Here is a 24,486-nt window from a genome sequence, read left to right on the forward strand (position 1 = left end):
ATAAGCCCACTATGAAAACTCCAAAAGCAATCACCACAATTGCCCTGATCACATTAAGCTTCGTGCTGATGCCGCACCCTGCTGATACGGCAGAAACTAAAGAAATAGCAGAAATCGATTTCGGTCCCTCAATCGACGAAGGCGAACAATTGGTTTTCGGTGAAGATGAAGTTATCTCCATCGATTATCACAATGAAGACGTGCGCACGATCATTCGAGAAGTTGCCGACAGATATGACCTAAATTTGGTGATCCCAAATGACTTAAGGGGTAATACTAGCATAAAGCTGAGTAACGTAACCTGGCGACAGGTTTTCAGTATTTGTTTGGAGCCACTCGGCTATACTTACATAGATGATCGCAACATCGTTCGCATCATAAAAATAGCTGATCTGAGTCGTGAGCCTTTTATTACACGAGTCTTTCTGATCAATTACGCTGAGGCAGGGAAGATGCAGGACGCGCTCTTGCCCATGACGGATGGCAGCAAGGGAGGACGCGTTCAAGTTGACCAACGAACAAACGCGCTCCTAGTCACGGAGCGCCCGTCGCGGATGAATGACATCCAAGCGATCATTGACCGACTGGATCGTCCGACCCCGCAAGTATCAATTGAGGCCAAGCTGTTCGAACTCGTGACTCGCGAGCGTTTCGATAGTGACGCAGATGAATCCGATGCGGCGGATTCCGTCATCGATGATATCAATGAAAAGGGGTCGGCCATATACAATCCGCAAGCCGCCGATGAATTATTGCGTAAGCTGGAGACGGTTAAAGGCGCGCGGCTGGTGACGACCATGAAAGTCATCGCATTGGATGAGCAGGATGCGGGTGTCCAAGTGACCAAGCGCTTTCCGGTGCCGCATTTTTCTTACAATGAAGCGAAGGGAGCTTTCGTTGCGGATGGATTTGAATACCAAACAGTGGATGCGAACCTAATGGTCCGCCCCGAAGTTAACAGCGCCGGCTTCATTCGCTTAAGGATTACGCCCAAACTAACCACTCGCATCGGCGAAACGAGCTTTGCCGGTCAAGGCGTTGCGGCAAGCCTGCCGCTGACCTCATCGAAAACGTTTTCAACCACGATGATCGTCAAAGATGGTTTCACCCTGATGCTGGGTGGAGTCGGCGAGTCGATTAATCAGCACTTGGTAGCGCCGACTCCGGCAGGTACCTCAACAGCAGCAGACCAACCTCCCGTTGAAGAAATCATAACAAGCAACTTCGTTATCTTTGTAACCGCAAAAACACTCAATCCCGACGGAACCAATTACGAGGATATTGCCGACCCGCGAGTCCTACGCGAAATGAAGATTACTGACAGCGAGCTCCCCGGCTACCAAATCCCCGAAGAGCAACTTGAATTGCTGAACCAAATACGCGACCAGCGCAATGAGTCTGCTCGCCAAGAGGCGGAGCTTGAGTATCGAGAAGAACTTGAGGCTGGCAGGAGTAATTGAGCAGAGGTCGAAACGCCCACTGCTCAATACCCGCTTAGCTCCTAATAAAGCGGCAATCTTTGATTCAATATTCGTTAACAGTGCTACGGTTGTTGAGCAAAGCCAGTGTATGCCGTGTGAAACCGCGGCGCTTGTTACCATGAATCCAAGAGTTTGTTGCATCAAAACACCCACTCTTGCTCCTCCTTACGCCCAGGGGCGTAGCGGGCTTACGTCCGGGGGCGTAGGATGGTTACGTCCCGGGACGCAGATGGGCTACGTCCATGGACGTAAGAGGTATCAACGCCTAAGGAAAGGGCCTAAGCGACGGCTTGGTTTAAGGCGGTAACTGGCGGGCTTTCGACCGACAAGACCTGCTTGTATTCACCCACCACCAGGGTGGTGCAGTCGCGCTGGCGGGAGCAGACTTCGAGGCGGTATTCGCCGGGCGGGAGGTCGTAAGGTGCCTGGGTGATCAGCCATTGTGGCGTGTTCATCACCACGTCCGGCAGGCGGATGGACTGTTGCGGAAACTGGCCAGTGGGGACGAGGAAAATGCCCTCGTCCGGTGCGGCTTCGTTGAACTTCAGGCGCGCGCCGTAGAGCTTCAGTGGCGTACCGGGCGCGAGGGTCGTAACGTGTTCCCGGCGCGTGTTGAAAACGGCGGTAATGTTCGGGCGCAGACGGGTATCCGGCGCATGGACGCGCTCCCAGCTTAGTTGACGGTTGATGTCTTTCTTGAGCTTGGGCGGCAGGCGGACGCCGACCTTGACCTGGTGGCGCTTCGGGTCGCGAAGCTCGTTGATATCGTCGAAGGTGCCCTGGATCGCGGGAATAAACTGCGCCAGCCCCTGTAGGTTGACGCGGCGGCCTTCGCGCAGGCTGTCGCGGACCTCGTCGCCCAATGCTGCGAGCACAGCGGCGACCTCGTGCTCGCGCATACCGGTTCGCGTAGCGAGGCGTTGATGCAAAGCCTTGCCCTGCAAGGTATCTTCGCCTTTTACGCGGGCGATGTATTGGCCCTTGGCGCCGGATTGGGAGTCAATGTTTCGAAAGGATTCGAGATAGTATTTCAGCATGATAGTGGTGGATTTAGGATTAATTTGTTCAGTGAACATTATTATCCCAATCAGTGTAATCCATAAGCCGAAATAGCGTGCATTTTAACCACGAAGGCAACGAAGAGCACGAAGAGCGAATTAAAGAAATACGATTGTGAACCACAGAGGCCACGGAGAGACGGAAATATGTCCCTACCGCACACAGGTATCGTAGAGCCTCAGCATCGAAACGAAAAACCGCAGAGGACGCGGAGAGCGCCGAGAAAGATATGAGCAATCCTCTGCGTTCTCCGCGTCCTCTGCGGTTAAAAAGACTGGTCCGTGCTTAGAAGCCCTTGATCTCGAAGAGGCTGGTGACGGATTCGTTGCTGTGGATGTGCATGATCGCCTTGCCGAGGAGCTCGGCGACGGAGAGCACCGTGATGGGCAGGTCGCGCGGTTCAATGGGCGTGGTGTTGGTTGTGATCAGCTCATCGAGAATGCCGGACTTGAGGCGCTCGTAGCCAATGTCGTTCAAGACGCCGTGGGTGACGGCGGCGCGAACGCTGTTAGCGCCGTTCTTCTTAAGAAGCTTGGCGGCAGCGGTCAGCGTGCCGGCAGTCTCGGTCATGTCGTCGATCAGGAGCACGTCCTTGCCGTCGACATCGCCCACGAGATTGAAGGCCTCCACGTCCGTGGCGCTCATGCGCTTTTTGGCAACGAAGCCCAGCGGCGCATTGAGGATTTCCGCGTAGGCGGCGGCCATTTTCATCCCGCCAACGTCCGGCGAATAGACCACTAGATCGCTCTCCAGCTTGAGCTGCTGCAGGTAGTTAGAGAACACGGGAGACGCGTAAAGATGATCGACCGGGATATCAAAGAAGCCCTGAATTTGCTGGGCGTGGAGGTCCATCGCGAGGACACGGGTCGCACCGGCGGCAGCAATCAGATTGGCCACGAGCTTGGCAGTAATCGGCACGCGCGGCTGGTCCTTGCGGTCCTGGCGGGCGTAGCCGAAGAACGGCAGCACGGCCGTAATGCGGCTGGCCGATGCGCGGCGGGCGGCATCAATCATGATCAGGAGCTCCATCAGATGATGGTTCGCAGGGCCGCAGGTGGGCTGCACGAGGAAGATATCGCGTCCGCGGATATTTTCGTCGATGCGCACGAAGGTTTCGCCATCGGGGAAGGTCGTGACGATCGCCTTACCCAAGCGACAGCCTAGATATTGGCAGATCTCCTCGGCCAATTTGGGATTGGCGTTACCCGTGAAGATTTTAAGTTCCTGTTCTTTCATGCCGGTGTTTTCGAAATCGAGAATGTCAGTCAAAGCAAAGGTGAAGTTCAACAAATACGTTACGTATGGCGAGGTTTTCCCGAAAAAAATGAAGCAGCAAAACCTTAGTGCGAAGAAGACAAGACCGCGTCTTCGATTTTCTCGATGCGCTTGAACAGCTCGGGCAGGCGCTTGGAGAGGATGTGGATGCGGTTGGCCAGGGAGGCTTCCAGCGCAGGGCTGCCACGGTAGTATTTACCAGGCTCGGTATCGAAATGGACCCCACCCTGCGCGCCGACGACGGTGCCAGCGGCGAGATTCAAGTGGCCGGTGATTCCCGCCTGCCCGGCGATGACCACGTGGTGATCGAGGATAGTGCTGCCGGACACGCCGGCCTGAGCCACGATCAGGCAATGCGGGCCTACCTGCACGTTGTGCGCGATTTGCACGAGGTTGTCGATCTTGGCCCCCTCCCCGATGCGGGTGCTACTGAAGCGCGCGCGGTCGATAGTGGTGTTGGCTCCGATCTCCACGTCGTTCTCAATAATGACGTTACCGATCTGCGGGACCTTTTCGTGGATGCCCTTGGGGCTCTCGTAGCCAAAACCGTCGGAGCCGATCACGCCGCCAGCATGAATGCGCACGCGGTCGCCGAGCACACACGCGGCGTGGATGACCACCTGCGGGCGCAGCCAGCAACGCTCGCCGATTACCACATCGCGGCCAACAAATACCTGGGCCTGTAGCCACGTTCCTTCGCCGATGGTCGCACCGGCTTCGATTATACAGCCCGGGCCGATGTGCGCGCCGGGGGCAATCGTCGCGGACTCATCAATGAAGGCGCTCGGGTGGATGCCGGGCTCCGGCCAGGGCCAGAGTTTGGACTCCAGTGCGCCGCAAATACGGGCCAGTGCCAGCGAGGGATTCTGCACCGCCAGAAAGCATTGGTTTTCCTTGGGCTCGCCCTCGTAATCAGCGGGCACGAGGATGACGCTCGCCTGGCTTTCTTTGACCTCCGGCGTGTATTTTTTGTTGCCGAGGAAAGACAGGTCACCCGGTTGCGCGTCCTTGAGGGCCGCAATTCCGGACACGACGCCGTCAAAGCCGCCAGTGGATTTCCCGGCGCCACTCAGGCTCTTCAGTTGCTCTACGGTAAACGCGATTTGCATCTGGGAAAAGACTCATGCCCCGATCCGCACTTGGCGAACATTTAATCCCCCCAACCTGAAGAATTGGATGTAAAAAAAGCCCCGGCAGATGATCTCCACCGGGGCTGAAAATGATTACTGAATCAGACTACGGTTTGTCCGCGTTGAGCTTGGTCATCACTTCTTCGGTGATGTCCATGGCTTCGCTGGAGTAAACCACAGCGAGGCCCTGAGTGTTCAGGACGAGGTCTGCGCCCTTGCCCTTGGCCACTTCGGTAACAACCGCCTGGATGTCGGAAAGGTGCAGCTCGGTGATGGCCTGGCGGCGCTGCTGCAGCTGGCGATCCGTGGTCTGGCGGAACTGGTTTACGTCGCGCTCTTTTTGCTGGATGGTCTGAATCTTCGTCTGAGCTTCCTTGGCGATCTCTTGCTTACGCTCTTCGGAGATGGCCGGGCTGGAGGCTTCCGCCTGCATAGCCTGCAGCTGCTCAGTCATTTGCATGCCCTCTTGGATCATGCTCTGGATTTCCTGCTGCGCGTTTTCAATGGAGCTCTGGAACTTTGCTTCGGCTTCCTTGGCCTTCCAGTAACCGTCGTAAAGCTTAGCAACGTTTACCGTGAGGATGACCGGGGAATTCTGCGCAAAAGCAACGCTCATGGCGCCGAATGCGAGGAGGGTGATCAGGATTTTTCTCATAGTTAGGATTTTGATAATCTAGGGCGTCTTGCTGGTATATGAAAAGGTAATGGCCTTTGGTGGTAACAGGCCCGTCTATTCCTGACAAGCGGATTAGAAGACCGTTCCAAAGGAAAAGTTAAACACCGGCCCCGGCTGGTCATTAAACTCATCGGTGTGGATCGGCCAAGCCAAGTCGAGGTTGAGCGGTGAGCCCAAGAGCATGATGATCAGGCCAACGCCCACGTCGTCATTCCAGCCACCCGCAGTGCCGGTAATCGGTGCCGACTGCATACCCGTGGCTGGGTCGTAGAAAGTAGCACTGGAGGTATTGGGCTGATTGGGGCCCCAGTCTCCGGCGTCTTTGTTCACGAAACCACCGTCGTAGAATACCTTGAAACCAAGCTGGTCGATGAAGCGGAAGATATACTCGATCTGAACCATTGCCATGGTGTCACCCCCCAGCGGCTCGCCGGAGATCGGGTCCTTCGGGCCAACTTCGCGGTAATCGAAACCACGCAGCGTGTAAGGTCCGCCCAGGAAGTATTTATCGAAGAACGGCACACCGTCATCGTAGGTTTCGAAACGCTGCGTGCGCTGGTTGAAGAAGGTGCCAGTCTCGCGCTTGGTCGGGAGGACCGTGCCGGTGCGCCCATGCAGGCGGATCGTTTGGTCAAAGGTTTCGAAGGTGGGAATGTACTGTGTGGCGCGGACTTCCTGACGTATGTAATTGGCGTCGCCACCCAAACCGGTGCCAGCCAGCTCGGTGATGTACTGGACGCGGTTACCACTGGTCGTCCAGATCAGATTGTTGCGGGTATCACGTAGGAGCTGGAAGCCAACCTTGGAAGTGAGCGTGTTGCCCTCCTCCTGCTGAATGACCGGCGATGCGAAAGCATTCACGTCCTTGATGTCGACATCTTCAATCGTGTAGGACACACGGCCTTCCACGAGTTCGAAGAGGCGCTTGCGCAGGTAGAGCTGCATACCCATGCGGAGCTCATTATAGTTGGTGGAGAGATAGTCCGACTCCGTGCGATACAGCTCAAAACCGAAGGCCAACTCACGCTGGTAAACCCAAGGCTCTTCAAAAGACAAAAGCACCTGATTGGACTCCAGACCAAGAGAGAGACGCAGGCGGAACTTCTGACCACCACCCTGGAACATCGAGCGGTAGTTGAAGATGTCGAAGTTACTCTGGGTCAACTCAGCAAAGGCCACGACCGACTCCACCGAGCTGAAACCGGCACCGAAGGTCAGGTTACCCGTGCTGCCCTCTTTCACCGTAACGCGCAGGTTGCGGCGGTTCGGCAAATTGCTCGCCTCGGGAGCGAGGTTGACGGAATCAAAGAAGCGGGTATTTTCCAGACGCGACTGGCTGGCCTTCATGCGGACGAGGTCAAATACGTCACCCGGAGCCAGGGCCAGTTCGCGGATGATGACTTCATTCCGGGTCTTGGTGTTGCCCTGCAAGGTGATTGTCTCGACGTAGAACTGCTCACCTTCCGTCACGATGAAGGTCATGTCGATCGTGCCGTCATCGACGTTTGGCAGACGCTCGATGCGCACGTAGGTGTCGAGGTAACCGATTTGGCCGTAGAAATCCTTAATAATTTCAACGTCTTCATCGATCTTGCTCGGGGAGAAATAATCGCCGGGCTTGGTCGCCAAAATGCTTTCCAGACGCTCGGTAGTGAAGAGTTCATTCCCCTGGAAGGCGATCTCGCCCACGTAGTAGCGGCGGCCTTCATGGATCGTGATGATGATGTCCAGCTCACCCTCGGACGGGTATTCGAGCACCACCTCGGACTCAGGGATTTCCACGTCGAGGTAACCCTCGTTCTTGTAAAATGCGCGCAGTGTTTCGAGGTCGCGCTGGAAGTCCTCTTCCTGCAGGCGACCACCGCCGATCAGCCAGGACCAAAGCCAGAAGTACTCTTCGGTGACCATCATGCTCCGCAAATCGCTGGAGTCATAGTGCTCATTGCCGACGAATTCGATGTTGTCGATGTCGAGCTTCTCGCCCTCGTCGATGATGAAAGCAACCGTGGCCGTGCCGAGCTCTTCATTGCGGTCGATGCGGTAGTTGACCTTGGCGTTCGTGTAGCCGTCCTTCTGGAGCAGGTCAAAGATCTTGGTGGAGTCACGCTTGACGCGCACTTCGTCCAGCGGGAGTCCGTCGGCAGTTTCCACCTCGTCCTCGAAATCGTCTTCATCCACGTCCTTGAGGCCTTCGTAAACGACCTTGGTCACGCGGTATTTTGGCACGACGACAAAGATCACCTCGAAATTGCCATTGGGCAAGGTGGAGCGGCGCGCCTCGATGAATTCAAAAAGTCCGCTTTGGTAGAGCGAGCGGACCGATTTATCGATCTGCGTCTCCTCGTAAGGCATGCCAGCGCGCTGCTGAATGTGCGCGTAGATATTTTGCTCGCTTACGTTTTTGAAGCCCTCGAACTGGATATCGATTTTTTCGACAACCGGCGCAGAGCCAGATAAATCCTGCGCCCAGCCGAGTTGGGGCGCGAGAATAAGTGAGAGCAACAGGAATACCTTGACGGTCCAGTCAAGCAGGTTGTGGCGTGTAGTTTTCAAATCGCGTCAGGTTCTTAGTGAACATTAAAGGCACGGTTCCTACCGGCCCATTACGTTGCTTGGCAATGATTAAATCGCGCGCAACCGCGTCACTGGCAAGGTCTTCCTGTTCATCGAACTCCCGCGGCTTGGAAATTAGCAAAATAACGTCGGCGTCCTGCTCGATCGATCCGGACTCGCGAAGGTCACTCATACGGGGCTGGCGCTTCTCTTTTTCACTCTCGCGGTTGAGCTGCGCGAGCACGATTACCGGGATGCCCAATTCCTTGGCCATGCCCTTCATACCGCGGGAAATGTCGGCGATTTGCTGCTCGCGCGGGATATTGTTGTCACCGGCCACGAGCTGCAGGTAGTCGACCATGACCAGTCCCAGCTTGTGCTGGTTGCACAGTCGGCGGGCCTTGGCGCGGATTTCCAAAATCGTCAGGCCGGAGCTATCGTCGATAAACAGCGGGGCGTTTTTAAACTCCTGCGCCACGCGGACGAGGTCCTGCTGTTTTTCCTTGGGCAAAAAGCCTTCGCGCAACTTCGACATATTCACCCGGGCCCGGCTGCAGAGCAAACGCACGGCCAACTGCTCGGAGGGCATTTCCAGCGAGAAGACCAAGGTGGCGGCCGCCTCACCGTTTTTCGGGAACAGCGCGCCCTCAACCATGTTCAGCGCAATCGACGTCTTACCCATCGACGGACGGGCGGCGACAACGATCATTTCCGCCGGGTGCCAGCCGGTCGTCATCTTGTCCAGGTCGATGAAGCCCGTGGTCGTGCCGGTGATCTCGCCACGGTTCTCATACATCTGGTAAATGAGGCGCATGGCGTCGTCGACGGTCTTGTCGACCGGCTGCGCGGCGTCAGTGATGCGGTCTTCGCTGATCTTATAAATGGACTGCTCGACGTCTTCAATGAACGCGGACACATCGCCAGGGTTCTCAAAAACGCCCTCGATGGTGCGGTTGGAAAAGCGAATCAACTCCCGCAACAAGTGGTATTCCTTGATGCGCTCGATGTAATGCGGCAAGTGCGCGGTGGTGCTGATCTGGCCGGTGACCTCAAACAGATACGCGTCGCCGCCGATCTCCTCGTAGCGCTGGGTGCGGGTCAGCTCGTCACGCAGGATGATTTCGTCAATCGGCGTGGAGGCGTTGTAGAGCTCCGTCATCACCTCGAACATCAGCTGATGCTTCGGGCTGTAGAAGCAGTCGGCGCGCATCTTTTCCTGAATGCATTGCGCCATGGTGTCCGCCCCGCCTTCCAGCAAAATACAGCCCAGCAGCGCCTGCTCCAGGCGCAGGTCATGCGGGACCAGGCGGTCTCCCGCATACTGGTCGAAATCGGTTTTTTTCTTCTCAAACGGTCGCGACTTATACTTGGCGTCGGGCATTGGATCAGCATTGAGATGCGTCACCGCGTCGTAAAGAAAAACGCGCTAAGAACTTACTCAGAAATAGCTGTGAATAAGTCTCAGTGGACATCCAAACCAGTAGTCGCGACGAGACCCCTCTCAATTTGCCGAGAGCACAGAAAACTTGCTCAATTGCTTAAAATGATTCATGTTGGAGTGATGGGCACCTTAGTGGAAATCGAAAAAGCGGTGAAAGAATTACCTACGGAAGAACTTAAAAAATTCCGGGAATGGTTTCTTGAATTTGATGCCGATGCCTGGGACCAGCAATTTGAGCAGGATGCAAAGGCTGGCCGATTAGATGCGCTGGCCAAAGAAGCATTGGATGATTTGAAAAATGGCCGTTGCAACGACCGATGATTCATAAAGCGAATCCCAGCTTTTGGCGCTACTATGATAAGTTGCCAGAGCACATTCAAAAATTAGCGGATTCCAATTACCAACTTCTAAAAGACGATCCCTATCACCCGTCCTTGCATTTCAAGAAAGTTGGCAATTACTGGTCCATTAGAATTGGCATTCACTACCGGGCGATTGCGATTCAGTCAGACGATCAAATAGTGTGGTTCTGGATCGGCCATCACTCCGAATACGACAAGCTGCTGTAAGGTAAAATCAGCTCGCCTCCAGCTTCTCTCGGACGGCGTCGATCAGGTAGGCTGGAGTCGAAGCTCCGGCGGTGAGTCCCACTAATTCGTATCGCTTGAGCGACTCAACATCCAGCTCGGCGGGAGATTCGACATGGTAGGCTGGCAAGCCTTTGCGCTCGACCAAAGAAGCCAGCTTAATCGTGTTCGCCGAGTGACGGCCACCAACGACTACCACCGCCTCGACCCCCTTTTTAATTAGATGGCCAATGTCGTCCTGGCGTTCCCGGGTGGCACCACATATCGTATCGATAATAATGGCCTCCGAAAAGCGGTCTTTGAGCAGTTTAGCCAAGCGGTGAAACTCGTCCACAAACATGGTAGATTGCGAAACCATGCAGACTTTGTCCCCCAGATCGGGTAAGGCGGCGATGTCCTTATCATTGCGAATCACGTGGCCTCCGCTCACCGCGTATCCCAAAATTCCGATCACTTCAGGGTGCTTCGGGTCGCCAAAAATAACCACCTGATAGCCTTTGCGCGCATGAAGTTTCACTTTGCCGGCAATTATTCCGACATCCGGGCAAGTCGCGTCCTTGAACTGCATTCCCAGGCTTTTCAGGTAGGCGCGCCGCTGTGGGGAAACCCCATGAGCGCGGACGACCATGACGCCGTCTTCACCTTTTTCCAAGTGCAGCGGAGCCTGACTCTGGAAGTCGCCTACTTCGCTAATCCCTTCGGCTTCAAGCTGTTCCATCATCTGACGGTTATGGATCAGCGGGCCATCAGTGTAAACGCGCTGTTCGCCGCCTGCGTGCTTGCGGGCGATTTCGATGGCGCGTTCGACTCCCCAACAGAAGCCAGCACTTGGCGCGGTAATCACATTCACAGCTTACACTATGCGTGGAAAATTTCGTCGGTCAAACGTCGTAACCCAAATTTAATAGAGGCTCGCTTGATTTAAGGAACGAAGCTAGCTAGGGAAACAATATGTCGCGATATCTTTACGCGTTTGTTTTACTCCTTCTCACGCAGGCTTGTCTCTCCGGGCGCCAATTCACCGTGGTCGTCTACAACGTCGAAAATCTATTCGATGCCGACGGCGTGGCGATGTATGGGGATTATCAGGCGGACAACCAGTCCATGCCCTACCCCTACACGCCGCGCAAAACGCTGACGAAGATTCAAAACATCACCGAACTGCTCAAGCGCTTCAACAACGGCGAGGGGCCCGAGCTGATTCTATTTCAGGAGTTTGAGCTCGACCGCACACCGGAGAGCAAAGTCCAGGACTACGCCGCATTTTTGGAAACCTACAAGGACACCACTGTTGACTTGATGCTCACCGAGCAGTTTGACAACCTCGTGGCCGGCCTGCCCGTGGAGGCCCTGACCCTCAAGTATTTCGAGGACAACGGCTTAAAGGGATACCACATTGCCGTGCCCGAACCATCGGAACCCTTCAATGAATCTTCCGCGCACAACAACGTCGTCTTCACGAAGTTTCCCATCAATTATGAAAAGACCCACTTTACACCGAGCGCACGCGCGATTCAGGAAGTCGGTTTGGACGTGGACGGCCATGAGCTGATCGTCTTCAACAACCACTGGAAAAGCGGTGCCTCCAACCCCTCAACGGAGCCCAAGCGCGTCCGCAACGCCGCAGATCTCCGCCGCGCCGTCGAAGCCGTGATCATTAAAAACCCGCAGGCTGACATCCTGATCGGTGGCGACCTGAACACCTACTACAATGCGCCGGAACACTTCATGCGCGAACACCGCGAACAGTGGCGCGACACGCAAGACTTTGCCATCGACGTCCTCGGATCACAGGGAGACGAAGGTGCCACGCGCAATGGCCGGGCGATGCTCTACAACCTCTGGTTCGAGCTTCCCGAGGGCCAGCGCGGCAGCGAACTTTACCGCGGCTATTGGGGCACGCTGATGGAGATCCTCATCACTCCGGGCCTCTACGACGGCCAGGGCGTTCACTACGTGGACAACTCTTTCCGTGTGGTTGCAGCGCCGGGCCTCAACGCTCACGGACCGTGGAACGAGCCCATTTCCTGGCACTTTACCAGTGAGGCAGGCGGCGGCTTTTCGGACCATTTCCCGCTCGCAGTCAACCTCTCCACCGATCCCGAGCCCTACTTTGCCGTGCCGAGCAGCTCACAAAAGGATGCTCCCTCGACCGTCCCCATGGCCGATTACGACAGCGTATCGATAACCGCCGTCAATGAGTTCAATGGCTTGGTTAACCATAAGCCGGAAACCCTCTCAGCCAACATGGGAGAGATCTTCGTAGTCACGGGTGAGCTCATTAACCGCGAGCCCTACATCGTCCGCGTCGGAGACAACCAGTATGAAATTTACGGCTACGATGAAGACGTAAAAATCAAGCTCTCGACGCTCCGCGCCGATGAAGACATCCGCTTCATCGGCCAGTTGGGCGAGTTCCGCGGCAAGCCTCAGTTCGTGATCCACGACGCGTCCTGGATTAAGTAAAGCTAAGCCGAGCCGAACTTCAGCATGAAGCGGTCGAACATCCTGGTGCTTAGTATTCGCTTCAGGGCGTGCGTGAGATGCGTGGGGACCGTCACCCGGTAGCGCGCGCGGGGGCGCGGGCTCTCAAGCGCATGGAGCAGCACCTTGGTCACGGCGGATTCTGGTAGCGTAAATTTCATCCCCGGCCCCTCCTTGCTTAGGCGCTCGATAGTCTTGCGGTAAAGCGCGGCATGGCGGCTGTTCTCGATATCAATCGACGCCTGCATCGCCGCAAGTGCGTTTTGGCGGAACCGGCTGATAATAGGCCCAGGCTCGATCAGCACGCACTTGACCGGTGTCCCGGCCAGCTCCAGCCGCATCGTGTCAGTCAGCCCCTCCAGTGCAAACTTACTCGCCACATAGGCCCCACGATAGGGCGCACCGATAAAGCCCAGCACTGAACTATTCTGGATGATCCGCGCGTCATCCTGCTGAAGAAAGGTCGGGATCAGCAGCCGGGTCAGCTCATGCGTGCCAAAGAAATTTGTTTCAAACTGCCGGCGCAGGGCGTCGCGGGTCAGGTCTTCAACCGCTCCGGGCTGCCCGTAGGCTCCGTTGTTAAACAGCGCATACAGCTTGCCGCCGGTCAGCTCCAGCGTTTGCGCGACCCCACGCTTGATGGATTCCGTGGACGCCAAATCGAGCTGGATAACCGTCTCCAACCCCTTGGCTTGCAAGGGCTCGATGTCCGCCGCCTTCCGGCACGAGGCGATGACGCGAAAGCCGCGCTCCTGCAATGTAATGGCTGCATCCAGGCCAATGCCCGTCGAGCAACCCGTAATCAGCACCGCACGTTTTTGAGTAACCGCCATGGCCGTAAACCTAGCCAATCGCCCGGCCCAAGCGAGGCAGAAAAAACGCCGCCCCAGCGTTGGGACGGCGTTTAGTAAAACTATTTGACGACTTTGGATTAACCCTCGGCGAGATTCGCCTTGATGTAGTCGAAGCTCATCTTGAGCGAGTCAAACGGATCCCCCGGGCAGACGTCCTGCTCAACCATGAACCACTCGCAGCCACCCTCTTCAGCAGCGGCAATGATACCCTTGAAGTCGAGGTTGCCGTAGCCGATTTCGCAGAAGATGTGCTCCTTGGCACCGGTCATCTTGAAGTCCTTCAGGTGGATCAGCGGAGTGCGGCCAGCCACCTTGCGCACCCAACGCTCGGGATCGCAACCACCGGAGGCAACCCAGTAGGTGTCGAGCTCGGCCTGAATCGGGCACTCGTTGTAAATCTTGTCGAGGATGGTGCCCTCGCCCATGCGCAGGAACTCGATGTCGTGGTTGTGGTAGGTCAGCACGAGGCCGTTTTGTTCAAAGACTTCAACGGCCTTCTTCAGGTCGGCGATGAGCTCGTTAACCGAGTCTTCGCTGAAGAAATCCACACCCGCCGGATAAGGATAGGCAGTGTATTTGCAGCCGAGTTCCTTGAGTCGGTCACAAGCCTTTTGGGGCTCCTTGCGGACGACGTCACTGGGCTCGTGGGTGGAGCAGATGACGAGGTTGTTCTCCTTGCAAAGGCGTACGATCTCGCTGTTTTCGATCGGGCCAAAGCCGCTGACCTGCACGGCCTGGTAGCCGATGTCAGAGACTTTCTTAAGCGTCTGTGCGATGTCTTCCGGTGTCTTGCAGAAGTCACGCAGCGTGAAAAGTTGGGCGGCAACTTGGCTGATTTTCATGGGATTTCTTTTTGAGGGTTAAAGAAAGATTCAGGTCTACTATTGGGGCGGTGCCGAGGGCAACCCCAAATTCAAACACGTGTAAGGTCTGCCGCGCGACGTGGCAATTTATAAGCCCACGCCTGCGGTGCAATTAGTTGCCTGCGTCTTCGACAGACTGCTTGGCGGACTCCAGCGCGTCTTCCACGTGACCAACCGGATCGTCGCCACGATGCGGCTTAATGCCCACATCGCTCAGCGGCTTAAAGGTCACCGTGAGCACGGCCAGGAGACCGAGCACGAGCGTCACCCACCAGAGAGGCTTGGCAGCCTGCGGCTTTTTATTGATGAACGCCGTCATCGCGCCAAGGGCCAGCCAGATGACAAACTTGATCATCGCCCAGCCTGGGAAGCCGTAGTTAAATTTCGCCAACAGCCCGAAGCCACCGACCAGCAAAAACACCAGACCAATGCCGCTTGTGATGCCACCAAATTTGCGCCACGAAACGTTGTCCGGCTGCAGCGCCGAACGCGCAATCATGCTGCCAAACGCCAGAAACACGAGCAAGATGCCCGCAAAGTGCATAACCAAGTAAATACGATAATCCATGGCGCGAGGTTTATAGCTAATGCCTAAAGGTTAAAGGCTAAAGCGACTGGCTGACGTCGATTTTTTGGCAGATCGATGTGCTAGTTACACTTTGCCAGCATCAGCTCATCAAGCGCGGTGCGGGTGCTTTTGGCGGGGGCGATGAGGTCGTAGTAACGCCGGGCATCCGCCTTGCGCCCCGCACCGGCCAGCGCATTGAAATAGGCCAGACGGAACAAGTCGTCCTGCGCGTCACTGCCGCCCACCATGGGCAGGCGGTCCACGATTGGCTCGATCAGCTCAACCACGCGCTGGTGATCACCGCGGCCACTGGCAGCGCAGGCTTCGACAAAGTCCGCGCCGACGGGGCACCAAATTTCGCGGCCTTCGTGGTCACTCTGTGCCGCGCGTTCGCGTGCTCGGGCAATGGCGGCCTCAACGGCGTCGTCGTGTCCATTGCGCGCCAGTCCGTAGATGAATTGCCCATCTAAAAAGGGAATCAAGCATTCGCCGGCATGCTCGCCGGACTTGGCCACTACATCCGCCCAGACATCGTCTGCCGGCTGCCCGGCCATGTCCATCCGCCAAAGCAGCGCAATGGCGTCGATCTGTTCGCCCACGTAATCCGGAGTAATGCCCCAGATGTCGCCGCGCAAGATTACGTCGGTCTTGGCCCAGTCGGCATTTTCCAGATAAAAAAGCGACTGATGCCAGGCGTTGTGCGCGTGGATGCCGCGCGCGCAGCTTTTCCAATACGGGGCAAAGCGCTCCATCTCGCGAGCCCCCTCCTCCACCTGCCCGGTGCGGATCAGGATGTGCGCCAGCGTGTGGTGGGACCAGGGTTGCCCTGGCTGTTGCTCCAGGGATTTCTCCGCGGCCTGCCGGGCGTCGTCATAGCGCGCGGTGAGCTCGAAGGCAAAGGACAGCATCGACAGAAACCCCGGGTGATCGCCATTGGCCTCACGCAGGCGCATCATATGCCACAGGAAGCGTTCACCATTAAAATGCTGGCCCGATGTGTAGTAAAGAAACTCGCTGATTTTGGCCGAAACGAGGTCGCGCGGGTGGTCCACCGTCACCCGCTCCAGCTTCTCCAGAGCGGCATGGTATTGCCCGCGTTGGAAGTGCTCAATCGCCTCCACAAAAACCACTTCGCGCGTGCTGGCCCCGTAGAGGCTGCGGCGCGCGGCGAGCAGGAATTCCGCCGCTTGCGCGACGCCCGACGCAGCCTGGGAGTAGAGCATCGCCGCTGCCGCATAAGCCTGAATGAGCGGCGTTTCCTGAAACTGCTTGGCGTGCGCAAATATCGCCTCCACCTCCGGCGTGATGCCGAGTAAATTCGTCTCAAACGCTTCAATCGCGTCAACCGCTTCCGGGGACTCCGCCCAGACCGCCAATCCGCGCTGTGTAGTATATTCAGGCACGGGCAAGAACTAACGTTACGCGCACGCACAACGCAATCAAGAAGCGTACTGCGTAACATTTCAGGGAATATATACCCTGTGGTTGACTCGCACTGTTTACTTATCCACAAACGCTATCATGCGCGCCCTCCAATTCTGTGTTTTCGTAATAGCCTATCTCGTCGCGGGAACTGCCAGCGGCCAGTTGGACGGCTTTTACGTGGAGAAGAGGCAGATTTTTTATCAAGACCAGACTTCCGGCATCTCCATGCCAAAGCATGGCGCGTTCCTCGACTACTATTTTAGCCGAACGGGAAACACTGATATACTCCAGGCCTCATTTTCGGCAAATTTCTCAAACGTCCCGATTCAGTTTCGCGACACGGGACAATATCGCGGTTTTGTTGCCTTCGAAGACGTCAATGCACTGGAGGCGGTTTATAAAGACATCTTCTACTATGAGTTCACCACCCAGCTACTGGGAGAGCTCCCGAAGAACGCCAACGTGCGTTTTACCTCTACCGGTTGGTATTCCGGGGCCAATCCACGGGTTAGTAATTTCGCTCAACTGAGCACGATTAATGCGCCGTTTAACTTTAACCTTTCGCTCACTCAGTCGGCAATCGGGAGCGCCGGTGTGGGCTGGCAAAACTACATTCAGTTGACCGTCATCGATCCGGTTGCGCTGTCCGGCGTTCACGTCAGCCAATACGCAGGCACCTCGAACACCTTGCAGATTCCGGGCGGCACGCTGGGCAACAGCCGTGAGTATGTTGCGCGCATTCAGTTTATCAGCCCGGATACTTGGTCCGAGGTCGGCACGTTCAACGACTACCGCGTGGTTTCCCAGTATTCGAACGAAACCTGGGTAAAGCTTCGCACGCTGGGCTCCTATCCGGATTTCCTCGCAGAGCTAACGCGCTACTACCACTGGAAACAGACCAGCCCGAGCCCGAGCGAGCCCCTGGCCGATAAGGACTACCTGCTGGCTCGCATCCCCACGGCGCAAAACCCAAACGTCGCCGCCGCCTCGCTGCTCCAGCTCGATGTGCGCAAAGGCTACGCCCTCGAAAAATTACCCGATGACAAGAACGACGAAACCCTCTTTGCGTATGAACTCCGCGACGAGGAGCTGGATAATTTCGTCAGCGGCCTGCTTTCCGTGGGCCTTCGCTACAGCGCTGGCAACACCCGCGCGGAGATGGTCAACTGGGACCTCAACCCCGCGACCAACACTCCCCTCATTACCAACTGGGAGGCCGCGCAAGCAATCGCGCCGGACTTGGATTTCGCGCTCATGGTAAACGTCCCAAACAATATGGTCGGCACCAGCCTGGCCACCACGCTGACCTTCTACGATCAGGACGGCGCAGTCGTGACCACCATTGAAGAAACCCATGCCACGGCATCAAGCATCGCGGTGGAAATTCCGGCAACCGCGCTCGCCGAGAACACCCAATACGACGCAACACTAACCCTGACTGCCAGCAACGGCGTAACCAATGGCATCGATCTGCAAGTGGCACACGTGGTCGATTTTTCTGTCGAAACCAGCCTGAGTAATTGGCTCGGCGTCGCCTCCGCTGCAATTTACCGCGGGACGTATTTCGCCAATGGCAACACGGACACGCCCGACGTCCTGTCGTCCGTTCGTGTGCGGTTGACCCAGGACAGTGCGGACAGTCTGACCGCCGCCAGCGTGCTGGAAGGTGAAACCGTGAAGACCACCCTCACCCCCCAGGCATCAGATCCGCTTTTGATGCAGAGTTTGCTTTTCTACGCGGATGAGCCGACGGCGCTAAGCGATTTCCCGTATGAGACCTATCTGTTCCAGACGACCATTGACAACCTGTCCCAGAGCGTGCCCTACGACTTTGCACTCCAGGCAGAGGCCGCTCCCGTGATCACCGTGGAGACCAGCCACCTGCTCAACTCTCTGGACCCCAGCCTGCCGATCCCCTTGTCTTGGACCGGGATCGACGCATCGGCGGACAACGTATCTATCGAGGTCGTCAACTCCGCGGACCCACAGACTCCGATTGCGCTCGAAAACATTGCACCAGACGGCCTGAGTGGCGAAATTCCGGCCAACACCTTTGCCGTCAACAGCAGCTACTCGCTCATGATCTTTTTCCGCCGCGATCTGCAAAATAATTACGATGATGCCTTGCAAGCCACGCTGATCCACGGCGACGAATACTTCACGTTTATCCCTGTCACGACCGGCATCGCCAGTTATGCGGGCTGGCTGTCGCTCTACTTGGACGCCGGGCAATTAGCCGATCCGGCCTACACAGCGCTCACTGCCAACCCCGATGGCGACACGCTGACCAACCTTCAGGAGTACGCCTTCAACGGGCATCCGCTCGCCCCGACAACACCGCCCCAGGTGCAGGCAGATGGCGGGCTGTATAAGCTGAAGTTTCAGTTCCGCTCGGACAACCCGCTCCTTTCCTATCAGGCCGAACAAAGCACTACGCTGGACCCTCCGTTTGCGCCCTTTAACGGCAATACGCAGGTGACCGCTGGCTCACCTTATCAGACGGTCCAGTTGACTTTTGTCAGCGCCGAGCGACTATTCGTCCGCCTCATCACACGCTTCGGCCAGACCGCCGAGTAACGCTACTGATCCTGGAGCGCGCACCAGCCTTCCAGGGCCTCGCGCGTCACCCCGTATTTCGCAGCACAGCGCGGGCAGTTGACGGTGATGATGTCGTCCCCGGCAAAGAGCTCGTCCGCCTGATGACGGAACACCGGCTCCAGCGCCGCAAAGATACGCTGGTCATTACAACCGCACTCCCACTTCACGAAACGCGTCTCAATCGTGTGCAGGTCTTCCAAATCATCGAGCCGCATGATGTCATCTTCCTGCACGCGGTAAAACCAGTCGCGGTTCCAATCCGGATGCGCCGACAGCAGCGCAAACTGCGTTTCGGACAACTGGAAAAAGCGGGCCGGCCGCTGCTCACTACGCTGATAATACTCCTGCGCAGCATGGATCGGATCGCGCCCCTCGAAGTCCACAAAACTGCGGTAGGGTTCCTCGCCCCGCTTACCGACCTCCTGGTAGAAGCTGTTGTATTCCGCCTCGGCAACATTCTCCGTGAAGATGCGCCCGGCGACGGTGTCTTCATCCGTATCGCCAACCAGGAAGAGGTTCGTCAGCGGCTCCTGAAAGTTAATCGTCCACGAAAGCGTCTGGCGGCGCGGCCGCGACACGCAGTGCAGCGTAAAACAGCCCAGCGCCCGCTGAAACAGGTTTTGCAGTTCGACGGGGGCGTCCAAGTGATGCTTTTGCATGTGCGCGCGCCATTGCTCGATGAGCGGCGCGAAGTCCGCCCGCGTCAGCAGAATATTCCTACCGCGTAGAAACAAGGATTCCACCCGCGTGTGCTCCGACTCCTGGCCAAATAACGATTCATCCATCACGGCACTTTTTTAGCACATCGGGTGCCGGGGCAAGCTTGAGTGTGCAAAATCGAATTACGAGAAATCGAAAAAGTAGAAATTCAACACCGCGGATAAGACACATGCGCCACCAAATGCCGAAGCCAAATTAGGCACCGTTAGCCGGAAACGTCGGCACCACCATTCTGCGACTGGGTAGACCAGTGCCATCGAGAGAAGAACCGCAGTACGAAACGCCCGTGGGTGGCCGCTCGCCAGCATCACCGGCAATAGAAAATTGAGGATCAACGCATGCAGCGGCGTCAGCAGCAGGAACAAAACCCAAGTCCATTTAAGACGTTCTTTGCTCATTTGCTCCCGACGTTCACGACGGCTGCGTAGCTCTTGAGTCCGTGATTCGGTGTCATCCATGGAGGCGATCTTACTCGGATCGAGCCGCACACCCTTGGGTCTGTTTTCGGATGGTTTCATCATTTATTCCCGCCCCAGTAGCTCGCGGTCCAGTTCGTGCACGAGCTCCACATTCTTTTGTTTGCGCATGAAATACATCGAACTGCCGCCAAGCAGGACAAACAAAGCCGCCGCAAAGAACGCCCGGTGGAAGATAAACCCCAGCACCACCGTCGCCGCAATCATGACTAGTATCACCTGCAAAATACTCGCTAACCCCGACCGCAAGATGTCGGCTTTCAGCAAGGTCACTTCACGCTGGAACTGCTCGAAGCTCATCGTGGGATGCTTCGAGTCATGGGCAGTAAACGCCTCGCCCCGCGCACTTGGATTCGGCGGAAACCGTCTGCGCAACTCCGTTAGCCGCTCAATTTGATCTGGTCGTATAACGGACATCGCGTGATTCAAGCGGGTGAGTCAACCACTGGCAAACATCGTTTCACCGCAATCATCACGATCTCGCGACCCAAGAGACAAATACTCGGATTAAGGCAAAAAGAACTAACCATATAGGCCATACCCTTTAGGTTTGACCATCGGTTAATCATACCAGTAATAAAACTCCTCTCATGAAAAAGCATATTATTCCTATTATACTACTATCCCTCGTTTCAACGGCTCAGGCTGCCTTAACGATCTACATATATGACACAGGGCCTAACTTGGGTGTTACCGCGACTGGTCAGCTTGATTTAACGGGCCTGACCTATTCGGGCACATTAAATAGCTACAGCGGAGACTTCATCGCCACCGCCGGCCCCAATGTGGTCAACATTGCCCTTGGAGCTAGCTTTGATTTCTACACCGACTTCATTTCCTACCCGGCAAATTTCGGTGCTGGCGTCGGGTCAGTATCAGGCCCCGGAGCCGTGGGAGACACCTTCTTCGTTCAAGGTGATGAAGGCGGCGGCTTTACGCCCTTCGTGGGTGTGCCGGTAGGCTACAGTTCAGCCCCCTACGTACTGAATTTCAGCAAGGTTTATTCTGGGCAAAGCATTGCCAGCCTCATGGCCGTCCCGGGAACCTACAGCTGGATTTGGGGCGCTGACTCGGTCAATGTCCTGATCGGGACAACGCCTCCCATCACGCCGGTGCCCGAACCAGCAGCCATCATTTCCATGATCGGCTTTAGCTCACTGGCTGGAATCCTTTGGATGCGCCGGAAACGCAAAAGCAAGCAATCCGCGTAACTCCGCACCACATAGTTTAAACAGCCAAGGCTTCCCCATCGGAAGCCTTGGCCTTTTTCCGACCAAATGCAGAACAGTTATACGCAAAACTCATTCCCCCTTGACGCTGTGGCGCTCAGGGGTCTAATTTGGAATGTTTCTAAATAGATTGATCATGGGCAAAACGCTTTTTCATAAAGTCTGGGAAGACCACGCCGTACGCAAACTGCCAAACGGCCAAACGCAGCTGTTAATCGGCACGCACCTCATCCACGAGGTGACCTCGCCGCAAGCCTTCGGCATGCTTCGTGACCTGGGTGCCACCGTCAAGTATCCCCAGCGCACCTTCGCCACCGTCGACCACATCGTGCCGACCAACGAAGCGATCGAGCCCTACAGCGACCCGCTCGCCCAAGCCATGATTGAAGAGCTGCGCAAGAACTGCGCGGACAACGGCATCACTTTCTTTGACACCAACACCGGCAAGCAGGGCGTCGTCCACATCGTCGGCCCCGAGCAGGGCATCACCCAGCCCGGCACCACCATTGCTTGTGGTGACAGCCATACGGCCACCCACGGCGCATTCGGCGCAATCGCCTTCGGCATCGGCACCAGCCAGGTCCGCGATGTATTGGCCACCCAGACCCTCGCCTTGAACGCACTCAAGGTGCGCCGCATCAACGTCAATGGTCAGCTCGGCCCCGGCGTCTATGCGAAGGACGTCATCTTGCACATCATCCGCCTGCTTGGCGTAAATGGCGGCCTCGGCTACGCCTACGAATACGGCGGCGAAGTCTTTGACAACTTCACGATGGAAGAGCGCATGACCGTGTGCAACATGTCCATCGAAGGCGGCGCACGCTGCGGCTATGTCAACCCGGACGAAACGACCTTCGAGTATCTCAAGGGCCGCCCCTACTCGCCCAAGGGCGCTGAGTGGGATGCCGCCGTCGCCAAGTGGAAGGCCTACGCCTCCGACGCCGACGCCGAATACGACGACGTGTTCAACATCGACGCTGCCGACATCAAGCCGACCGTCACCTGGGGCATCAATCCTGCGCAGGCCATTTTCGTCGACGAAAACATGCCGATGCTCGACTCCCTCAGCTCACACGACCGCGCCACTGCCGAGGAAGCCTACGAATACATGAGCCTCACTGAGGGTGCTCCGATTCGCGGCCAAAAGATCGACGTCGCGTTCATCGGCTCCTGCACCAACGGCCGCCTGAGTGACTTCGAGGAAGTCGCCCAATACGTAAAGGGCAAGAAAGTCGCCCCGCATGTGAAGGCTATCGTCGTTCCCGGCTCGCAAGTCGTCGCGGCTATCGCGATCGAGAAGGGCCTCGACAAAGTCTTTACCGAAGCCGGCTTTGAATGGCGCGGTGCCGGTTGCTCCATGTGCCTGGCCATGAACCCGGACAAGCTCATCGGCAACCAACTTTGCGCCAGCTCCTCGAACCGCAACTTCAAGGGCCGCCAAGGCAGCCCGACTGGCCGCACGCTCCTCATGAGCCCGGTCATGGTCGCCGCCGCCGCCATCACCGGCGAGGTCACCGACGCCCGCGAGCTGTTCCAGCAAGTCGCTGAGCCAGTCGGCGTCTAAGCCGCAGCCAAAGTTTCCAACAAAGAGCGCCGGTTCCCCTAAGGACCGGCGCTTTTTTGAGGCTACTCCACGGGCACCAGGCGCGCCAGCTCGTCCGGGCTGTTCAGCACCAGATAGACGGCTCCATCGGGGCCACTGCCCACGTCGCGCAGACGGCCACGGTCTTCGAGGATGATCTCGTCGCGGACGACCTCTTCGCCATTAAGCGTGATCAGGTGAAGCTCCTGCTGACGCAGTGAGGTGACCAACAGCTTGTTCTTCCAGCTAGGGAAGGCGTCGCCCTCGTAGAAATCGATCCCGCACACGGCGATGGATGGCGTCCAGTAAGTCACAGGCTGCGCCATGCCCGGGCGCTCGGTTTCGCTGGTGATCGGTGTTCCGTTGTAATTCATACCGTAGGTGATGACCGGCCAGCCGTAGTTGACGCCACGCTTGATCACATTGAGCTCGTCACCGCCGCGCGGGCCGTGCTCGCTCTCCCAGAGCTGCCCGGTTTCGGGGTGGAAATCGAGCCCTTGCGCATTGCGATTGCCGTAGCTCCAAATCGTCGGGTAGCCGTCGTCGACAAAGGGATTGTCCTTCGGGATGCGGCCATCGTCGTGAATGCGGTGAATCTTGCCGTTGGGGCGCGTGGTGTCCTGCGCCTGATCCTGCTGCCCGCGATCACCGATGCTAAAGAACAGGTAGTTGTCTTTATCGAAGGCAATGCGGTTGCCAAAGTGGTGCCCGCGATTGGTGTAAAATTCCTCTGGCGCTTCGAAAATCGTTTCCTCGTCGACCCAGCGATTATCCCGAATCCGGCCGCGCACAATTTTAGTCATCTGCGCATCGCCCTTCGGATCGGCAAAGGACAAATACACCCAGCGGTTTTCCGCAACGTCCGGATGCAGCGCCACCTCGAGCAAACCGCCCTGCCCCTTGTCGCGGACTTCGGGGATGCCCTCGATTGGCGGGCCGACCTCGCCGTCGGCCTCAATGATGCGCAGTTGCCCGGGCTTCTCCGTCACCAGAAAACGCCCCCCCGGCAGAAACGCCACGGACCACGGTGTGGAAAGGCCGCTGGCCACCGTCTCCAGGCGGAAGCGTTCGCCGGCCACATGGTAAACATCTTTGGTGCCGGGCTCGGGACGCGGTGGATTTTCCAGCGCGTATTTTTCCTTCTCTTGAATGTAGATGACCAGCCCACGGATTTCCTCCTTGGAAAGCACTTCGCCAAAGGGCGGCATACCAAGCTCAGGTTGGCCGTTGCGGATGATTTCCGTCAGCGAAGCAGCAGAGCCATCGCCGCGCCATACGCCGTCGATCAGGGACTTTCCCAGACCACCTTCCAGCTTCTCGCCGTGGCAAATCTGGCAGTGCTGGGCGTATAACTCATCGACTTTTTGCTTGGCCTCGCAAAGCCCGGTGATGATGAGGGGTAACGCAGCTAGCAACGAACGATTCATGCCGAACCCATAGCAGAAAAATACGAGTCGGCAATCACCAACGGTAAATTACCATCGC

At 56.8% G+C, this 24,486-nt stretch carries 22 protein-coding genes; 7 read left to right on the plus strand and 15 right to left on the minus strand.

Annotation, left to right across the window (positions count from 1 at the left end; genetic code table 11):
* Window positions 1-11 precede the first annotated feature (11 nt).
* Window positions 12-1,460, plus strand: coding sequence for a secretin N-terminal domain-containing protein (locus tag O3S85_RS10620; protein WP_269540274.1), 1,449 nt, complete (start codon window positions 12-14; stop codon window positions 1,458-1,460).
* A gap of 299 nt (window positions 1,461-1,759) precedes the next feature.
* Here the strand turns inward: O3S85_RS10620 and O3S85_RS10625 are convergent, their stop codons facing one another.
* The 6 genes from O3S85_RS10625 to dnaB form a co-directional block, all read right to left on the minus strand.
* On the minus strand, window positions 1,760-2,518 hold the full coding sequence (locus tag O3S85_RS10625; protein ID WP_269540275.1) for an HU family DNA-binding protein: 759 nt from the start codon (window positions 2,516-2,518) through the stop codon (window positions 1,760-1,762).
* A gap of 307 nt (window positions 2,519-2,825) precedes the next feature.
* Window positions 2,826-3,776, minus strand: coding sequence for a ribose-phosphate diphosphokinase (locus tag O3S85_RS10630; RefSeq protein ID WP_343218947.1), 951 nt, complete (start codon window positions 3,774-3,776; stop codon window positions 2,826-2,828).
* 104 nt (window positions 3,777-3,880) lie between these two features.
* Window positions 3,881-4,924 (minus strand): UDP-3-O-(3-hydroxymyristoyl)glucosamine N-acyltransferase, encoded by a 1,044-nt coding sequence (gene lpxD, locus O3S85_RS10635; protein WP_269540277.1) that lies wholly within the window; start codon window positions 4,922-4,924, stop codon window positions 3,881-3,883.
* A gap of 127 nt (window positions 4,925-5,051) precedes the next feature.
* On the minus strand, window positions 5,052-5,600 hold the full coding sequence (locus O3S85_RS10640) for an OmpH/Skp family outer membrane protein (RefSeq protein WP_269540278.1): 549 nt from the start codon (window positions 5,598-5,600) through the stop codon (window positions 5,052-5,054).
* A gap of 93 nt (window positions 5,601-5,693) precedes the next feature.
* Window positions 5,694-8,174: an outer membrane protein assembly factor BamA gene (gene bamA, locus O3S85_RS10645; protein WP_269540279.1), complete on the minus strand. Its 2,481-nt coding sequence runs from the start codon at window positions 8,172-8,174 to the stop codon at window positions 5,694-5,696.
* A complete protein-coding gene (gene dnaB, locus O3S85_RS10650) occupies window positions 8,146-9,555 on the minus strand; it encodes a replicative DNA helicase (protein WP_269540280.1) in 1,410 nt (469 codons plus the stop codon). Before dnaB ends, bamA begins: the two co-directional genes overlap by 29 nt.
* A gap of 162 nt (window positions 9,556-9,717) precedes the next feature.
* On the opposite strand from dnaB, the gene O3S85_RS10655 reads away from it, so the two are divergent.
* Both O3S85_RS10655 and O3S85_RS10660 read left to right on the plus strand, forming a co-directional pair.
* Complete coding sequence (locus tag O3S85_RS10655) at window positions 9,718-9,936, plus strand: hypothetical protein (RefSeq protein ID WP_269540281.1); 219 nt, start codon at window positions 9,718-9,720, stop codon at window positions 9,934-9,936.
* Window positions 9,933-10,184, plus strand: coding sequence for a type II toxin-antitoxin system RelE family toxin (locus O3S85_RS10660; RefSeq protein WP_269540282.1), 252 nt, complete (start codon window positions 9,933-9,935; stop codon window positions 10,182-10,184). The genes O3S85_RS10655 and O3S85_RS10660 overlap by 4 nt, the downstream gene beginning before the upstream one ends.
* A 7-nt stretch (window positions 10,185-10,191) precedes the next feature.
* Here the strand turns inward: O3S85_RS10660 and ispH are convergent, their stop codons facing one another.
* The gene (ispH, locus tag O3S85_RS10665) at window positions 10,192-11,052 is read right to left on the minus strand and encodes a 4-hydroxy-3-methylbut-2-enyl diphosphate reductase (protein WP_269540283.1); all 861 of its coding nucleotides are present in this window, start codon (window positions 11,050-11,052) and stop codon (window positions 10,192-10,194) included.
* A 101-nt stretch (window positions 11,053-11,153) separates the two neighbouring features.
* Between ispH and O3S85_RS10670 the strand changes: the two genes are divergently transcribed.
* A complete protein-coding gene (locus tag O3S85_RS10670) occupies window positions 11,154-12,668 on the plus strand; it encodes an endonuclease/exonuclease/phosphatase family protein (protein WP_269540284.1) in 1,515 nt (504 codons plus the stop codon).
* A gap of 2 nt (window positions 12,669-12,670) precedes the next feature.
* Here the strand turns inward: O3S85_RS10670 and O3S85_RS10675 are convergent, their stop codons facing one another.
* The 4 genes from O3S85_RS10675 to O3S85_RS10690 form a co-directional block, all read right to left on the minus strand.
* On the minus strand, window positions 12,671-13,519 hold the full coding sequence (locus O3S85_RS10675; protein WP_269540285.1) for an SDR family NAD(P)-dependent oxidoreductase: 849 nt from the start codon (window positions 13,517-13,519) through the stop codon (window positions 12,671-12,673).
* 98 nt (window positions 13,520-13,617) lie between these two features.
* On the minus strand, window positions 13,618-14,382 hold the full coding sequence (locus tag O3S85_RS10680; protein ID WP_269540286.1) for a sugar phosphate isomerase/epimerase family protein: 765 nt from the start codon (window positions 14,380-14,382) through the stop codon (window positions 13,618-13,620).
* Between the two features lie 133 nt (window positions 14,383-14,515).
* A complete protein-coding gene (locus O3S85_RS10685; RefSeq protein ID WP_269540287.1) occupies window positions 14,516-14,971 on the minus strand; it encodes a hypothetical protein in 456 nt (151 codons plus the stop codon).
* 80 nt (window positions 14,972-15,051) lie between these two features.
* Window positions 15,052-16,374 (minus strand): tetratricopeptide repeat protein, encoded by a 1,323-nt coding sequence (locus O3S85_RS10690; protein ID WP_269540288.1) that lies wholly within the window; start codon window positions 16,372-16,374, stop codon window positions 15,052-15,054.
* A gap of 118 nt (window positions 16,375-16,492) precedes the next feature.
* Here O3S85_RS10690 and O3S85_RS10695 point away from each other — a divergent pair, with 118 nt between their 5' ends.
* The gene (locus O3S85_RS10695) at window positions 16,493-18,973 is read left to right on the plus strand and encodes a hypothetical protein (protein ID WP_269540289.1); all 2,481 of its coding nucleotides are present in this window, start codon (window positions 16,493-16,495) and stop codon (window positions 18,971-18,973) included.
* Window positions 18,974-18,975: 2 nt separating this feature from the next.
* On the opposite strand, the gene O3S85_RS10700 is transcribed toward O3S85_RS10695, so the two are convergent.
* From O3S85_RS10700 to O3S85_RS10710, 3 genes are all read right to left on the minus strand, one after another.
* Window positions 18,976-19,779: an Hsp33 family molecular chaperone HslO gene (locus O3S85_RS10700; RefSeq protein ID WP_269540290.1), complete on the minus strand. Its 804-nt coding sequence runs from the start codon at window positions 19,777-19,779 to the stop codon at window positions 18,976-18,978.
* Window positions 19,780-19,836: 57 nt separating this feature from the next.
* Window positions 19,837-20,172: a hypothetical protein gene (locus O3S85_RS10705; RefSeq protein WP_269540291.1), complete on the minus strand. Its 336-nt coding sequence runs from the start codon at window positions 20,170-20,172 to the stop codon at window positions 19,837-19,839.
* A gap of 63 nt (window positions 20,173-20,235) precedes the next feature.
* On the minus strand, window positions 20,236-20,490 hold the full coding sequence (locus O3S85_RS10710; RefSeq protein ID WP_269540292.1) for a hypothetical protein: 255 nt from the start codon (window positions 20,488-20,490) through the stop codon (window positions 20,236-20,238).
* A gap of 290 nt (window positions 20,491-20,780) precedes the next feature.
* Between O3S85_RS10710 and O3S85_RS10715 the strand changes: the two genes are divergently transcribed.
* Together O3S85_RS10715 and leuC are read left to right on the plus strand one after the other, a co-directional pair.
* Window positions 20,781-21,401, plus strand: coding sequence for a PEP-CTERM sorting domain-containing protein (locus O3S85_RS10715; protein WP_269540293.1), 621 nt, complete (start codon window positions 20,781-20,783; stop codon window positions 21,399-21,401).
* Window positions 21,402-21,555: 154 nt separating this feature from the next.
* Complete coding sequence (gene leuC / locus O3S85_RS10720) at window positions 21,556-22,983, plus strand: 3-isopropylmalate dehydratase large subunit (RefSeq protein ID WP_269540294.1); 1,428 nt, start codon at window positions 21,556-21,558, stop codon at window positions 22,981-22,983.
* A gap of 62 nt (window positions 22,984-23,045) precedes the next feature.
* Here leuC and O3S85_RS10725 read toward each other — a convergent pair whose 3' ends face one another.
* Window positions 23,046-24,428 (minus strand): PQQ-dependent sugar dehydrogenase, encoded by a 1,383-nt coding sequence (locus O3S85_RS10725; RefSeq protein WP_269540295.1) that lies wholly within the window; start codon window positions 24,426-24,428, stop codon window positions 23,046-23,048.
* Window positions 24,429-24,486: the final 58 nt, after the last annotated feature.

The organism is Cerasicoccus sp. TK19100 (assembly GCF_027257155.1).
Classification (GTDB): domain Bacteria; phylum Verrucomicrobiota; class Verrucomicrobiia; order Opitutales; family Cerasicoccaceae; genus Cerasicoccus; species Cerasicoccus fimbriatus.

Excerpts from the sequence above, each read along its gene's own strand:
- dnaB (WP_269540280.1), bottom strand. The coding sequence starts at position 9,555 with ATGCCCGACGCCAAGTATAAGTCGCGACCGTTTGAGAAGAAAAAAACC.
- O3S85_RS10620 (WP_269540274.1), top strand. The coding sequence starts at position 12 with ATGAAAACTCCAAAAGCAATCACCACAATTGCCCTGATCACATTAAGC.
- O3S85_RS10660 (WP_269540282.1), top strand. The coding sequence starts at position 9,933 with ATGATTCATAAAGCGAATCCCAGCTTTTGGCGCTACTATGATAAGTTG.
- O3S85_RS10725 (WP_269540295.1), bottom strand. The coding sequence starts at position 24,428 with ATGAATCGTTCGTTGCTAGCTGCGTTACCCCTCATCATCACCGGGCTT.
- O3S85_RS10710 (WP_269540292.1), bottom strand. The coding sequence starts at position 20,490 with ATGAGCTTCGAGCAGTTCCAGCGTGAAGTGACCTTGCTGAAAGCCGAC.
- O3S85_RS10685 (WP_269540287.1), bottom strand. The coding sequence starts at position 14,971 with ATGGATTATCGTATTTACTTGGTTATGCACTTTGCGGGCATCTTGCTC.
- O3S85_RS10655 (WP_269540281.1), top strand. The coding sequence starts at position 9,718 with ATGATTCATGTTGGAGTGATGGGCACCTTAGTGGAAATCGAAAAAGCG.
- leuC (WP_269540294.1), top strand. The coding sequence starts at position 21,556 with ATGGGCAAAACGCTTTTTCATAAAGTCTGGGAAGACCACGCCGTACGC.
- O3S85_RS10695 (WP_269540289.1), top strand. The coding sequence starts at position 16,493 with ATGCGCGCCCTCCAATTCTGTGTTTTCGTAATAGCCTATCTCGTCGCG.
- O3S85_RS10700 (WP_269540290.1), bottom strand. The coding sequence starts at position 19,779 with ATGGATGAATCGTTATTTGGCCAGGAGTCGGAGCACACGCGGGTGGAA.
- O3S85_RS10680 (WP_269540286.1), bottom strand. The coding sequence starts at position 14,382 with ATGAAAATCAGCCAAGTTGCCGCCCAACTTTTCACGCTGCGTGACTTC.
- O3S85_RS10675 (WP_269540285.1), bottom strand. The coding sequence starts at position 13,519 with ATGGCGGTTACTCAAAAACGTGCGGTGCTGATTACGGGTTGCTCGACG.
- O3S85_RS10640 (WP_269540278.1), bottom strand. The coding sequence starts at position 5,600 with ATGAGAAAAATCCTGATCACCCTCCTCGCATTCGGCGCCATGAGCGTT.
- O3S85_RS10630 (WP_343218947.1), bottom strand. The coding sequence starts at position 3,776 with ATGAAAGAACAGGAACTTAAAATCTTCACGGGTAACGCCAATCCCAAA.
- O3S85_RS10715 (WP_269540293.1), top strand. The coding sequence starts at position 20,781 with ATGAAAAAGCATATTATTCCTATTATACTACTATCCCTCGTTTCAACG.
- O3S85_RS10670 (WP_269540284.1), top strand. The coding sequence starts at position 11,154 with ATGTCGCGATATCTTTACGCGTTTGTTTTACTCCTTCTCACGCAGGCT.
- O3S85_RS10625 (WP_269540275.1), bottom strand. The coding sequence starts at position 2,518 with ATGCTGAAATACTATCTCGAATCCTTTCGAAACATTGACTCCCAATCC.
- lpxD (WP_269540277.1), bottom strand. The coding sequence starts at position 4,924 with ATGCAAATCGCGTTTACCGTAGAGCAACTGAAGAGCCTGAGTGGCGCC.
- O3S85_RS10705 (WP_269540291.1), bottom strand. The coding sequence starts at position 20,172 with ATGGATGACACCGAATCACGGACTCAAGAGCTACGCAGCCGTCGTGAA.